This window comes from Pseudomonas sp. 5P_3.1_Bac2 (genome assembly GCF_025465995.1).
In the GTDB taxonomy this organism is placed as follows: Bacteria; Pseudomonadota; Gammaproteobacteria; order Pseudomonadales; family Pseudomonadaceae; genus Aquipseudomonas.
In genome coordinates this window covers 788,609-802,733 of sequence record NZ_JANLNY010000006.1, presented here as the reverse complement: position 1 = coordinate 802,733, position 14,125 = coordinate 788,609, and the positions used below count along the sequence as shown (strand labels likewise).

10 protein-coding genes and 3 tRNA genes are annotated in these 14,125 nt (G+C 55.5%); 2 read left to right on the top strand and 11 right to left on the bottom strand.

Features of this window, described 5'->3' with window-relative positions; all coding sequences use genetic code 11:
- Positions 1-10: 10 nt before the first annotated feature.
- Together NTD81_RS08040 and NTD81_RS08035 are read right to left on the bottom strand one after the other, a co-directional pair.
- Positions 11-1,801 (bottom strand): DUF1302 domain-containing protein, encoded by a 1,791-nt coding sequence (locus NTD81_RS08040; RefSeq protein ID WP_262181353.1) that lies wholly within the window; start codon positions 1,799-1,801, stop codon positions 11-13.
- 307 nt (positions 1,802-2,108) lie between these two features.
- Positions 2,109-2,630: a 2,4'-dihydroxyacetophenone dioxygenase family protein gene (locus NTD81_RS08035; RefSeq protein WP_262181351.1), complete on the bottom strand. Its 522-nt coding sequence runs from the start codon at positions 2,628-2,630 to the stop codon at positions 2,109-2,111.
- A 387-nt stretch (positions 2,631-3,017) separates the two neighbouring features.
- Between NTD81_RS08035 and NTD81_RS08030 the strand changes: the two genes are divergently transcribed.
- Together NTD81_RS08030 and NTD81_RS08025 are read left to right on the top strand one after the other, a co-directional pair.
- Positions 3,018-4,655 (top strand): long-chain fatty acid--CoA ligase, encoded by a 1,638-nt coding sequence (locus tag NTD81_RS08030; protein WP_262181349.1) that lies wholly within the window; start codon positions 3,018-3,020, stop codon positions 4,653-4,655.
- A gap of 129 nt (positions 4,656-4,784) precedes the next feature.
- A complete protein-coding gene (locus NTD81_RS08025) occupies positions 4,785-6,236 on the top strand; it encodes a DUF1254 domain-containing protein (RefSeq protein WP_262181347.1) in 1,452 nt (483 codons plus the stop codon).
- A 113-nt stretch (positions 6,237-6,349) separates the two neighbouring features.
- On the opposite strand, the gene NTD81_RS08020 is transcribed toward NTD81_RS08025, so the two are convergent.
- The 9 genes from NTD81_RS08020 to uvrY form a co-directional block, all read right to left on the bottom strand.
- Entirely contained in the window at positions 6,350-6,976 is a 627-nt protein-coding gene (locus NTD81_RS08020) for a trimeric intracellular cation channel family protein (protein WP_262182072.1), read from the bottom strand.
- Positions 6,977-6,982: 6 nt separating this feature from the next.
- Positions 6,983-8,341: a glutathione-disulfide reductase gene (gene gorA, locus NTD81_RS08015; protein WP_262181344.1), complete on the bottom strand. Its 1,359-nt coding sequence runs from the start codon at positions 8,339-8,341 to the stop codon at positions 6,983-6,985.
- Positions 8,342-8,463: 122 nt separating this feature from the next.
- On the bottom strand, positions 8,464-9,303 hold the full coding sequence (gene galU / locus NTD81_RS08010) for a UTP--glucose-1-phosphate uridylyltransferase GalU (RefSeq protein ID WP_262181342.1): 840 nt from the start codon (positions 9,301-9,303) through the stop codon (positions 8,464-8,466).
- Between the two features lie 270 nt (positions 9,304-9,573).
- Positions 9,574-9,660, bottom strand: a tRNA-Leu gene (locus NTD81_RS08005).
- A 109-nt stretch (positions 9,661-9,769) separates the two neighbouring features.
- Positions 9,770-9,843, bottom strand: a tRNA-Cys gene (locus tag NTD81_RS08000).
- A 40-nt stretch (positions 9,844-9,883) separates the two neighbouring features.
- Positions 9,884-9,959: transfer RNA gene (locus NTD81_RS07995), tRNA-Gly, on the bottom strand.
- 67 nt (positions 9,960-10,026) lie between these two features.
- Positions 10,027-10,587 (bottom strand): CDP-diacylglycerol--glycerol-3-phosphate 3-phosphatidyltransferase, encoded by a 561-nt coding sequence (gene pgsA, locus NTD81_RS07990; protein WP_262181339.1) that lies wholly within the window; start codon positions 10,585-10,587, stop codon positions 10,027-10,029.
- A 33-nt stretch (positions 10,588-10,620) separates the two neighbouring features.
- A complete protein-coding gene (gene uvrC / locus NTD81_RS07985) occupies positions 10,621-12,462 on the bottom strand; it encodes an excinuclease ABC subunit UvrC (protein ID WP_262181336.1) in 1,842 nt (613 codons plus the stop codon).
- Entirely contained in the window at positions 12,449-13,093 is a 645-nt protein-coding gene (uvrY, locus tag NTD81_RS07980) for a UvrY/SirA/GacA family response regulator transcription factor (protein WP_262181335.1), read from the bottom strand. The genes uvrC and uvrY overlap by 14 nt, the downstream gene beginning before the upstream one ends.
- Positions 13,094-14,125 lie beyond the last annotated feature (1,032 nt).

Here is a 14,125-nt window from a genome sequence, read left to right as displayed (position 1 = left end):
TAAATTAAATTTAGAAGCTCATACCAGCACTGAAAGCTAAGAAATCGCGATCAATTTGGTTGTTATAGTCGCCACCGAAAAAGTCGGTGTAAGACAGGCTCGCGGTGTAAATGCTGCGGTAGTCCGCTTCAATACCCACGCTGACAGCTTTAGAGCCTTCGTTGAACGTCGGTCCGTAACCGTCAACATCATGCGACCAGGCGACGTTCGGCTTGAGGTTGACCCCAGCGAAAACGTTGCTGTATTCCATGATGGCGCGAGCGCGATAGCCCCAAGAGGTTTTGGTGAAGAAGCCGTTTTCATCCCCTGCCGCGTAATCACCGACTTCGGCGATTCGGCCGTAGCGCCGCTCACTGCGTGGCTCCAACGCACCGATCTGAGTCACACCCAGTTCACCCACCAAAATCAAACGATCAGAACCGGCCACACGCTCAATGAAGTGCGTGAGCGTGGTTTGCGCCTGTGTCACTTCTTTGCGCGAGTACGCCTGCAGGTCCTGATTGGCGGTGCCGAACGCCCCGTTCAGGCCTCCCGTCAGGAAGCCATTCACCACTTCCAAGACTGGGCTGTTGGTTGCGTCGTGGGCGTTAATGGCCAGCGGCATATTCGGCCGGTAGCTGATCTCACCCGACCACGCCGTACCGTTCTCCAGGGTGGTAGAAAAACTCAGTCCGTAAAGACGGATGTCTTCTGGGTATTCAAAGAAGTACTGGCTGTTGCCCAGTAACGACGTCTGCATCAACAGGCTATTGAGGTTCGGCAGTGGCGTGTGCTGCATCATGCTCAAACCCAGCCCGATATCGGCCGCGTTGGGCGTCGTGAAGCCCAGATACGGCAGGCGGCTGTGGTAGTTCATGGCGTAGGCGGCATATTCGGTGTTCTCGCCCATCCAGCGCAGGGCTAAGCCCCACTGCCCGCTGTCGCGTGCATCACGATCACCGCCACGAGGAATAACCAGACCTTCTTGGGTGATATTGACCCCCATGTCACCCGCAAAAGGCCGGGCGAAACCCACGTTGCGCGCTGGGCCTACGGTGAACCCATCGGTACAGCCGTCAGCAATGGTGTCACTGCCAAAGAAGGTGCCGCAGTTATCGACAACGGTCTGCTCCCAGTCCAACTGATAAAACGCCTCAGCCGACAGCTGATCGGTAATACCCTGGGAAACAAACAGCATCTGCACGGGGATCAGACCTTCTTTAATCTCGGCCCCTGGACGGCGGAATGCGGCGACGTCCATAGGGTTGATCGCGTTGATGCTGTTGCCGATGAAGGTACTTTCCCCCCAACTAACCACCTGCCGTCCCAAGCGCACACTGCCTGGCAGATCGTCGATGCTGTAGTTGTGGTAGATGAACGCGTCCATCAACTCAGCCCCTGAAGACTGGGCGCCAATTTTGCGGTTGCTGTCGCTGATGTCTTTGTGCGGACGGTTTTCGTCTTTCAGCTCAAAGTCATACCAGTACTTGCCGCGCAGGAAGATGCCGGTGTCACCGTATTTCAATTCGAGGTCATGCAAGCCTTTAAAGATTTTCGAGAAGGTTTCGCCCTTCTTGAAATTTAAACGGCCATCGTCGTTGGCGGTTGCGGCTGTTTTGCCGCCATTGGTCTGGCCAACCAGATCAGGATCAGCCCCACGCATCGACCAGCTAGCCCCCACCGAGAGGGATGAATCCAGCTGAGCTTCAATCGGACCAATATTGAAGTTCACTGCCTGTGCCATTGGGGCTGAAAAGCCCAAAGCAACAGCGATAGCCAATGGGTTTGGCAGAACTTTTACGGGCCATTTTATTTTTGTCATAAGGCTCTCCGTGAATAAGTAGAGGGGCTTTACCCCATATCATCGACCACTCAGACAAGGCGCCCAGCGAGCACAAAGGCCAATAGATACAGGCATCTATGAGCGCAGCTGTGCCTCAACTCGCGCTGCATCAAGGCAATGCAGCGCGCGTTGCACCCCGAGCACTAGTCCAGCAATCTTACAACTGAACACTTGGGATTTTAGATCATTAGTACCAATATTTTGCCGTTACACGACGCGCCCACTTACCCATGCCTCACACCGCAGCAAAGGCTCAGTCCAGAGGCGTTTCAGGGTATTTAGGGGGTTATGCTTGATCGGTGCTGTAGCGACCCGCACCACCCAAGATGTATTTGGCCGGCTCCAAGCCGCGATCACGGATCAGGTGATCGACCAGCTTCATCACTTCGCTAGCGTCCAACAAACCCAGGTAGTTACCGTCCTGATCGAAATTGATATTGGCGCCGCTCACCACCATGATGGTTTCGGTGATTTCGGTGTTATCGGCGGGGGTCATGAACTGGTGGATCGATCCACCCGGCTCATATAAGTAGCAACCTGCTGTTTGCGGCTGATCAGGGTATTCGACATACATCCAACGCCCGGACAGCGTCCACAGATGCACGGTACCCGTGTGGAAATGCACCGGCATGATCACGCCGGGGTGGAAGAAAATACGCATCACCCACGTACCATTATGCGGGTCCATGAACAGCGGCTGCGAGTCGATACCCGGTACACCAGGCATGGCGTCCTTGTAGATTGGCAGCTCGTTCATGTTCAGCGACAGCAGCGACTTGTGGTCATAGACGATGTTTGGCATGGGCATTGTTATTCTCCTCATTAGGTCCCCGAACGTCAGGTGCCCCCATGCTGCGCTGCTACCCATAGACAAACTTGACATGTGCCGCCACTAATTTGCCATTCGGTGGCGGCATTCTGAGATCAAGCAGCCAATTTCGGCTGAGCTGATAACAGCAAACCCGCGCCCTCACCGCGCTATCTCAAGCCTTCGCGACGAAAACCCAATTTGCCTCGCTCTGTACTATCAGCAATGTCTATAACTGCCTATAGCCAGTCCTGCACGGCGGCTTTAATCAAATGATTGGCGCCGTATGTCAAAAAAGTACCGCCCGCGAAGGTCACCCTCAGCCTAAGTCCAATAACAAAATCGCAACGCGCAGCCCCGCTCTGTGCGATTGCCTGCGAGGTTTGAATGCTCAATCTAATGATGGATGACCAACTGAATATCAGCATGGTCATGGAATATGCCGAGCAAACCGCGGCGCATGTCGAAATCGTCTCTGTACTTAGCAACGGCCAACAGCACCGCTATACCTATGCGGATGCCTTTCAGCGCGCGCGCAAGCTAGCCAATGCCTTAGACCAGCTGCAAATAGCCGCACAAGAGCCCGTCGCCACCCTGGCATGGAATGACTACCGACATTTTGAGCTGTATTACGCCGTGCCTTGTTCTGGGCGTATCTGCCACACCATCAATCCACGCCTGTTTCCCGAGCAGATTGTTTACATCATTAAGCATGCGAAAAACCGCATTGTTTTCTTAGATCCGCAGTTCGTCCCGCTGCTGGAGAAGATTCACTCCGAGCTGCCACTGCTGCAGCACATCGTGGTGTTATGCGCGGCCGATGAGTTACCCCAGTCCAGCCTGCCGAACCTCATCAGCTATGAAGCACTGATCGCCACTCACCCTGATAGCTACATGTGGCCTGAATTGGATGAGCGCACGCCAAGCGGGCTGTGCTACACCTCCGGCACCACTGGCAACCCCAAAGGCGTGCTCTACAGCCACCGCAGCACCTTACTGCACACGCTGGCCGGGTGCCTGCCCAATGCCACTAACTTGTCTGGCGCAGATGTGGTGTTGCCGATTGTGCCGATGTTCCATGTCAACGCCTGGGGCGTGCCATACAGTGCCGCCATCACCGGTTGCAAACTGGTTCTACCGGGCAACAAGGCCGGAGATGGCGCGACGCTGACCGCCCTGATCAACCAAGAACAGGTCACCTACGCCATGGGCGTACCGACCGTTTGGCTGGCCTTGGTGAATCATTTAGAGAGCAGCGGTCAGCAAGTATCCAGCCTGCGTCGCGCTGTGTCCGGTGGCGCCGCTTGCCCATTAGCCTTAATCGAGCGGATGCGCGCCCAAGGTATCGACTTGGAGGTCGGCTGGGGCATGACTGAAACCAGCCCGCTGGGCAGCTATAACCGCCGACAACCTTGGTATGACGAACTGCCTAGCGAGCAATATCAACGCCAGGTCACCTTGGCTGGACGGCAGGTCTTTGGTATTCGCCTGCGCATTGTCAGCCCCGATGGCCAAAGCCTGCCCCGCGATGGGAAAGCCTCGGGCATTCTGCAGGCGCGTGGGCCTTGGGTAGCCTGCGGCTACTATGGCGGCACACCCAGCAAAGGTTGGTTTGATACTGGCGATGTCGCCACCATCAACCCACAAGGCTACGTGTGCATCGTCGATCGCACTAAAGACGTGATCAAGTCCGGCGGCGAGTGGATCAGTTCCATCGACATAGAAAACGCGGTTATGGCACACCCTGCCGTACTGGAAGCAGCAGTCATCGGTCTGCCACACCCAACGTGGAGTGAGCGCCCGCTGCTGGTCGTGGTGCCACGCCCAACCCATTCGGTCGAGCCCAGCGAGCTGCTTGAGTTCTTGAAAGATCGTGTGGCGAAATGGTGGCTGCCCGATCTGTGCATCTTGGCGGAGGGATTGCCGCATACCGCTACCGGCAAGGTCAGCAAGAAAGATCTGCGCGAGCAGTATCAAGAGATTCAGTGGCCTCAAAGCGCTACGCAGTCAGCCAATGCCAGCTGAGCGGCGCTCGCTGCTAAGCCTCATTGCCCCCTGCCCCGACCTGTCGTTGGGCCTGGGGCTTGAGCAGCACTTCGACGTATCGTCTTAACTCGTCCTAGCACAATAACAAAACCAACTGGAGACTCGTCTATGCCACTGCGCAAGCTATCCCTGCCCTTGAGCCTCGCCATCAGCCTTGCTGCCGGTAGCGCTTTGCCGCTCGCGGCTTACGCTGCCAACTCAGTCGCACCGACTGCACAAGCAGCGGCCTACGACCAGGAACAATTTAAAACTTTGGCCCGCGACGTTTATATGTACGCCTATCCGCTGGTCGTCATGGACCTGACGATGCGCCAATCAACCAACGTTCCCGACGCCAACACCACTGCACGACGGGCACCCATCAACCAATTTGCCCACTACCGTGAGTACCCAAGCGCCGAAGCCAAGGAAGTTGTGCGTTTTAACTTCGACACACTCTATTCCCTAGCCTGGCTTGATGTGTCTAAAGAGCCAATGATTCTGAGCTTGCCAGACAGCCAAGGGCGTTACTACTTGGCACCTCTGCTGGATATGTGGACAGATGTTTATGCCGTCCCCGGCACACGCACCACCGGCAACAAGGCCGGTAATTACGCGATTACCGCTCCAGGATGGAAAGGCGAACTACCGGCTGGCGTCGAAGAGATCAAATCACCCACCAGCCTGACCTGGCTGATCACACGTATCTTGACCAACGGCCCCGCCGACTACGCCAATGTGCACCAATTTCAAGATCACCTGAAAATCACCCCACTGAGCCTGTGGGGCACCGACTACACGCCGCCGGTTAAGCAGCCCGTAGACGCCACTATCGATAATAAGACCCCGCCGCAGCATCAAATTAATGCCATGGACGGGGTGCAGGTGTTGACTCGCTTTGCCCAGTTGCTGAAAACGCATCAGCCCCATGCCAATGACTACCCCATCCTGCACCGCATGCGCGCATTGGGCTTGGAGCCAGGGAAAGACTTCGATACCAGCCGCTTTAGCCCGGAACAATTACAGGTGCTGCGTGATGCCGCGAAGGCCAGCCAACAAGAGATCTTTGACGCGATCAGCAGCGCCTCTATGGGCAAATATAAAAATGGCTGGAACTGGGCTGACAACTTAGGCACTTACGGCACCAACTACCGCCTGCGGGCCCTCGTAGCCTTAGCTGGACTTGGGGCTAACCCACCTGAAGATGCCATCTACCCCAATAACTTCCGCGACGCCAACGGCAAACCCTACTCAGGCAAGAACGACTATGTTCTGCGCTTTGAACCCGGCCAACTGCCTCCCGCTGGCGCGTTCTGGTCACTTACGCTGTACGACCATGAAGGCTTCCAAGTCTCTAACCCCATCAATCGTTTTGCCCTAGGCAGCTACGACAAATTTAAGTACGGCGAAGACGGCTCGTTAGAGCTGTATCTGCAAAACAAAGCCCCGGCTAAAGACAAAGAAAATAACTGGCTGCCTACCCCAGAGGGTAACTTCCAACTCACCCTGCGCCTTTATCTGCCCAAACCAGAAGTGCTCGACGGCAGCTGGAGCGCCCCTGCCGTTAAGCAAACACGTTAATCTGCTTCAGCCAAAAAAGGCGCCAAACGGCGCCTTTTTTAGTGCTTCAGCATAGGCAGAGGCTTGTCCCTAAGAAGGTCTGCAACAGCTCATGCTGCACGCATTGCGCGCGCTCACTCATTGCGGTTCAGCAAATGAAAGCGCGGCAAGGCGATATGCCAACGGATGGCCGCTAAACGAATCAGCAGCACGGTCAGCATTGCCACACTGGTATCGAGCCAATGTGGCGTGGACAGCTCGCGCAAGCCGATAAACACCAAGGCCCCGACCAAACAGGCGGTGGCATAGATCTCTTTGTGGAAGATCAGCGGGATGTCATTACACAGCACATCGCGCATCACCCCGCCGGCCACGCCGGTCATCACACCCATAATCACCGCCGTGCTGACAGGCACCTGATGTTGCAGAGCGACTTCGCAGCCAATCACGGTAAACACCGCGAGGCCAAAGGCATCCGCCACCAGCAAGCCGGTCTCGGGGATGGGCCGGGTCATGCGCACCCACAACACGGTACCAATGGAGGCTAACGCCGCAACGACGATGTACAGGTCGTTACGGATCCAACTGACCGGATGGTTATCCAGAATCAGATCACGCAAGGTGCCGCCACCCAAGGCGGTGACAGTGGCAATCACCATCACGCCAAACAGATCCATCGACTTGCGTCCCGCCATCAGTGCACCGGTGACGGCAAACACCGCCACACCGAACAGATCCGACAGGTAAAACAGCTGCTCCACGCTCAATTAACTCTCGACCGGGCTGCGCATGGTGACGAACTCTTCTGCGGCGGTTGGGTGCACACCGATGGTTTCATCGAAGATCTGTTTGGTTGCCCCGGCTTTAATCGCCACAGTCAAACCTTGGATGATCTCTCCCGCATCCGGCCCCACTATATGGCAACCCAGCACCTTATCGGTGTGGCTATCGACCACCAGTTTCATCAGCATGCGCTCTTGGCTGTCAGTCATGCTCAGTTTCATCGCCCGGAAGCGGCTCTCAAAGATGCTGACGGCGTAGCCCTCTTCACGTGCCTGCTCTTCGCTCAAGCCGACGGTGGCGACGTTAGGCAGGCAAAATACCGCCGTGGGGATCATCCGGTAATCCACCTTACGGTATTGCTCGGGCTTGAATAGCCGACGGGCCACGGCCATGCCTTGCGCTAAGGCCACGGGCGTAAGCTGCTCCCGGCCAATCACATCGCCGATGGCCAGGATCGAGGGTGTGCTGCTTTGGTAGTGCTCGTCGACCGCCACAAAGCCGTTCTTATCTAGCTGCACGTCGACATTTTCTAGGCCCAAATTATCCAACATCGGGCGCCGACCCGTGGCGTAGAAGATGCAGTCGGCTTCCAAACTGCGTCCGTCATTAAGGGTGGCTAGCAGGCTGCCATCGGCTTGTTTGTCGATCCTCGAGATGTCGGTATTGAACTGTAAGTCCATGCCGCGCTTAAGCATTTCCTCTTTAAGGTGCTGCCGCAAAGCACCATCGAAGTCCCGCAGAAATAAATCCCCGCGGTACAGCAACGAGGTCTTGGCCCCCAAGCCATGGAACACCGAGGAAAACTCCACGGCGATATATCCACCACCGACTATCAATACGCGCTTGGGCAGTTGCTTAAGGTAAAACACTTCATTGGAACTGATGGCATGCTCGCTGCCAGGTACATCCGGCGTTTGTGGCCAGCAACCGGTGGCAATCAGAATATGTTTGGCACGGTAAGTCTTACCACTGACCTCTACTGCATGCTCGCCAACAATGCGGCCATGGCCTTCAAGCAAGGTAACGCCACTGTTAAGCAGCAGGTTGCGATAGATGTCATTAAGCCGTGCAATTTCGCGGTTCTTATTGGCCATTAGCGTGGCCCAGTCAAAACTAGCCGCACCTAAACTCCAGCCATAACCTTGGGCCTGCTCGAAGTCATCGGCGTAATGTGCACCGTAAACCATCAACTTTTTCGGCACACAGCCGACGTTGACGCAGGTGCCGCCCAAGTAGCGACTTTCCACCACTGCCACGCGTGCGCCAAAGCCCGCCGCGAATCGTGCTGCGCGTACTCCGCCGGAACCGGCGCCAATTACTAACAGGTCAAAGTCTTCAGTCATTTCAGCCTCCAAAGCAGCTTGCAAGCATAACCCATGGTTTATGCATGAGCGCCTAATGTGCCATCCCCAAACGCACACAGCCACCCGAAGGTGGCTGTGTAGACGACACGGGCAGAGCCTTATTAGTAGGCTTTACCGGTCTTATACAGGTTCTCAAAGCAGAAGTTGGTGGCATCGATATAGCCTTCAGCACCACCGCAGTCGAAACGGCGACCTTTAAACTTATAGGCCATCACGCAACCGTTTTGCGCCTGCTTCATCAACGCGTCAGTGATTTGAATTTCACCGCCTTTGCCCGGCTCGGTCTCTTCGATCAGATCGAAAATATCCGGAGTGAGGATATAGCGGCCAATGATCGCCAAGTTCGACGGAGCATCTTCCGGCTTAGGTTTCTCCACCATGCTGTGCACACGGTAGATATCGTCACGGATCATCTCGCCAGCGATCACCCCATATTTATGGGTTTCCTGTGGGTCGACTTCCTGGATCGCGACGATGGAGCAACGGAACTGTTTGTACAGCTTGACCATCTGGGTCAGCACCGCGTCGCCGTCCAGGTTCAGGCACAGGTCGTCCGCCAGCACCACGGCAAAGGGCTCGTCACCAATCAAAGGGCGGCCGCACAGAATTGCGTGACCTAAACCCTTCATCTCCACCTGACGGGTGTAAGAAAAGCTGCACTCGTCGATCAGGCGACGAATGCCGACCAGATACTTTTCTTTATCGGTGTTGCGAATCTGGGTTTCCAGCTCGTAGCTGATATCGAAATGGTCTTCCAACGCCCGCTTGCCCCGCCCGGTGATCATGGCGATTTCAGTCAGACCGGCTTCCAGCGCTTCTTCAACACCGTATTGAATTAACGGCTTGTTAACGATGGGCAGCATTTCTTTGGGCATGGCTTTAGTCGCAGGCAGGAAGCGAGTGCCGTAACCGGCTGCGGGAAACAAGCATTTTTTGATCATGATTGACCTTGGAAGAATGGGGAAATGCGCGGGAAGTTTATCAGCCTGTATGGCCCTTACAATGGGTTACATCAATGCCAAATCACTTATTCGTGATAAAGGACAAAGGTCAAAGCGGATTGTTCAGTTTTGCGCATGGCCAGAACCACCAAGAAACGGCCTGAAGGCAGGCTGCAAATAGCGCAACCGCAGGCGTTGCGGCCATCTCAATACATAAGCCCAAACAAAAAGGGCCTGCCTGAGAAGTCTCATGCAAGCCCTTGATATGTATGGTGCCCGAAGCCGGAATCGAACCGGCACGAGGTTACCCTCGAGGGATTTTAAGTCCCTTGCGTCTACCGATTTCGCCATTCGGGCGGTAGCGCTGTCTGCTGGTTGAGGACTATATACAGCCCAATCGGCCCAAGCAAGACTTTATCTGAATGAAAAAGCCCTGAAGATCAGTGATCTACAGGGCTTTTCTAAATGGAGGCTGAGGTCGGAATCGAACCGGCGTTCACGGATTTGCAATCCGGTGCATAACCACTCTGCTACTCAGCCTTGAAACTAAACGGACCGTTAATAACGGCCCGTGGAAAACTGGAGCGGGAAACGAGACTCGAACTCGCGACCCCGACCTTGGCAAGGTCGTGCTCTACCAACTGAGCTATTCCCGCTTGTCGTGTTGACGGGCGCCATTCTATATCTTCAGCAGCGTACGTCAACCCCTTGATTCAAAAAACTTTATTTCTTTTTTGCGGTGGTTTGCAGATGGGGCCATGCGGCGTACAGGTACTGCACCATGGACCACAGTGTCAGTACCGCAGCAATCATCAGCAGCGCATAACCTAACAACACCCAAACCGTGAAGTCCGCCGGGTTACCCAGCAAAATCACCAGGGCAAGCATCTGCGCAGCAGTCTTCCACTTACCCAACTTAGACACCGCAACGTGGGCCCGTGCCCCCAGCTCGGCCATCCACTCACGCAGAGCCGACACCACAATCTCACGCCCGATAATGATGACCGCCGGTAAAGTCAGCCACAGATTCGAGTGCTCATCGACCAGCAGCACCAACGCCACGGCCACCATAAGCTTATCTGCCACCGGATCGAGGAACGCCCCAAATGGCGTGCTCTGCTCCCAGCGCCGAGCCAGATAACCGTCCAGCCAGTCGGTGGCCGCGGCAATGGCGAACACCAAGCTAGCGGCGCCATAGCTCCAGCTAAAGGGTAAATAGAACAGCAGGATAAAGACCGGAATCAGCAACACGCGGATAACGGTGAGTAGATTAGGGATATTCATGGGCGCAACTTGGCGATAAAGAGAGGCGGCATTCTACTCACTGTGTAAGGCAGCATAAATCAACTCAGCTAGTTTTTTACTAATTCCCGGGGCTTTGGCTATTTCTTCGCTACTGGCACGGGACAATTCTTGCAGGCCGCCAAAGTAGTTAAGCAGCTCACGCCGGCGCTTTGGACCTACGCCCTCAATCTCTTGCAAACTCGAAGTCCGCCGGGCTTTACCCCGCCGCGCACGGTGCCCGGTAATAGCAAAGCGATGGGACTCATCGCGAATTTGCTGAATCAAATGCAGCGCTGGCGAGTTGCCCGGCAAGGTAAATTCATGGGCGGCATCATTTAGATACAACGTCTCCAAGCCTGGCTTGCGTGTAGTGCCTTTGGCCACCCCGAGCAGGATCAGCTCGGGCACAGCCAACTCCTCCAGTACTTCACGGGCCATGGCTAACTGGCCCTTGCCGCCGTCGACTAAGAGAATATCCGGCAGCTTGCCCTCGCCGTCTTTAACCTTGCTAAAGCGCCGGGTCAGGGCCTGGCGCATCGCTGCATAGTCATCGCCAGCGGTGACGCCTTCAATGTTGTAGCGGCGGTAATCGGACTTCAGCGGCCCCTCGGGACCAAACACGACACAGGAGGCAACCGTCGCTTCGCCACTGGAGTGACTGATATCGAAACACTCCAGACGCTGCGGCAGTTCATCCATATCCAGCGCCTCGGCCAAGGCCTCAAAACGCGCCGCTACGTGCTGACGGTTGGCTAAGCGCGCCGCCAGAGCCTGCTCCGCATTGGTCACCGCTAACTGCTGCCAGCGCGCTCGGGTGCCGCGCACACGATAGCTGATACTGAGCTCACGGCCGCGCAGCTCATCAATTGCCGCGATCAATACCGGGAAATCCTCGTGCTGAGCGTTAACGATTAATTCACCGGGCAAATCACGCTCTTGATTATTGAGGTAGTACTGCTCCAGAAACGCCAACAGCACGCTGCTGCCCTCTTCCTCAATCGCCACTTGCGGATAGAAATTCTTACTGCCCAGCACCCGCCCGCCACGCACGCTAATCAAATGCACGCAGGCGCCACCTGGGTTGACCATGGCCGCCACCACATCGACATCGCCACTACCGCCCTCCATGCTCTGCTGATCCTGCACGCGACGCAGCAAGGAGATCTGGTCACGCAGTTGCGCCGCGTGCTCAAAGTCCAACTGCATCGCCGCAGCTTGCATGGCGCTCCCCAGCTCTTCGGTCAAGGCGTTGCTACGCCCTTCGAGGAACATCACCGAATGGCGCACATCCTCAGCGTACTCAGCGGGCTCAACCAGGCCGACACAGGGCGCCTTACAACGCTTGATCTGGTACTGCAGACAAGGCCGGGTACGGTTCTTATAGAAGCTGTCCTCACACTGCCGGACAAAGAAAGTCTTTTGCAGCAGACCGAGACTTTCACGAATCGCCCCAGCGCTGGGATATGGCCCGAAGTAACGGCCCTTCGCCTTTTTCGCCCCACGATGCAAGCTGAGGCGCGGGAACTCACCATCGGACAACAGCACGTAAGGGTAGGACTTATCATCGCGCAGCAGGATGTTATAAGGCGGCCGCCACTCTTTGATCAGCGTCTGCTCAAGCAGCAGCGCCTCGGTTTCGTTGGCGGTGATGGTGGTTTCGATCTGCGCAATACGGCTGACTAACGCAGCAGTCTTCGGCGCTAAACCACTTTGACGAAAGTAGCTGGCTAGACGTTTTTTAAGATTCTTGGCTTTGCCGACATAGAGCAGTTTGGCCTGCTCGTCGAACATGCGGTACACCCCAGGGTGACCGCTGCAAGTTGCCAGAAACGCGCTGTGATCAAAGACGGCGCGCGGCGCCTCAGTTGCTGGCATCAATCATGCCGTGACGCACGGCGAGCAATGCCAGCTCCACATCGCTGGTAATCGACATCTTTTCAAAGATGCGATAGCGATAGGTGTTTACCGTTTTCGGTGACAGGCACAGCTTGTCAGAGATGCTTTGCACCTTCTGACAGCCGGCAATCATGAGCGCAATTTGAATCTCACGCTCAGAAAGCAGATCGAACGGCGAGTTGCTACTCTGCGGCTGGAAGGACTTCAGCGCGAGCTGCTGAGCGATTTGCGGGCTGATATAACGCTGCCCGCTAAACACCAAACGGATCGCTTGAATCATCTCTTCCAGCGCGGCGCCCTTGGTCAGGTAACCGGCAGCGCCGGCCTGTAACAAACGCGTAGGGAACGGATCTTCCTCACACACGGTCACAGCTATAACCTTCAAGTCCGGATGGCTGCGAATCAGCTTACGCGTGGCTTCAAGGCCGCCGATGCCAGGCATCTTGATATCCATCAAGACCACATCAGGCTTAAGTTCACGAGCTTTTTTCAGTGACTCCTCGCCAGAGTCGGCCTGACCCACTACTTGCAGGCCATCGATATCGGCCAGCATGCGAGTAATACCCGTACGCACCAAGTCATGATCGTCAACGACTAGCACCCTGATCAAGCGACACCCCGTTTTGAATGAGCCACCGAAGTCGGCGACGAGGTTGACTGGTATACACCAGCTTGGCGCATAACCGTTAAAGATCAAGCGCAATAATGGCAGTGATATTAACGGCTAGAGAGAAATGGCGGAAGCCGTGAGATTCGAACTCATGGCCAACACCAAGACCTAGGCTGCAGCCCAGTAAACACGCTCAAACTACTGCAAAAACCAAGAATAATTGTTCCCAGCAGACTCTAGATGGTCGACCAGGAACGCTCTGCGGCCGGCATTCTACCTTTTTTCATTCAGACGTGGGAAAAAGGTAATACGGCTGAGATATTTCTCTAGGCAGCCGGTAAACCCTTCTAAATCAGCATCTTGAGCATGCGGCGATCGGGGAATTTTTAGGGAATATTGGCGTAATGAGCATGACCCAATGCCCCGTGTGAGATTTAAAAATAATTCCATATAAATCATATAGTTATTAAAGCCCCACCTTAGCTGCCACCCAGCATTAGCCTACTTGTGATTTGTCAAAACCCACGCAGAATTAAGGCTACAGCCGTTTTTCCAGCACTATTTTGCCTGCTTACCTTGTCCTCGCAGCCATCCAGAAAATGGCCACCAGGTGATTGCCGAACGACTCTCAAAACACCCGCAGGTGCAGGTATCCGAAGGTAAAAGCTTGCATACATTTGCCCTAACGGCGCCGGCAATACCTCAGCGTCCTAGCTCTGCATCGGTGCAGCAAATGCCACCCATTTAGCCCGCAGGCGTAGCGGGGACGACGGCGCCCCGGTACTGAACCTTCTGGCGAGATGATTGTGGGCAATAGAAAATCCGCCTCATGGCCGGCCTCTTCATCAGGCGTTGCACGCACGCCCTTCGCCCGCATCGTCCACAACTGACCCAACCGCATCGTATAGCTAATCACCAGCTCCCGGCGCAGCGCCTAGGCGACGGGCTGAGTGGGTGCGGACATATGGCCTGTACACTCCCCTACCTGCTCCAATCCCTAATAGGCAAACGCTGCAAAGCCGAAGACACCCT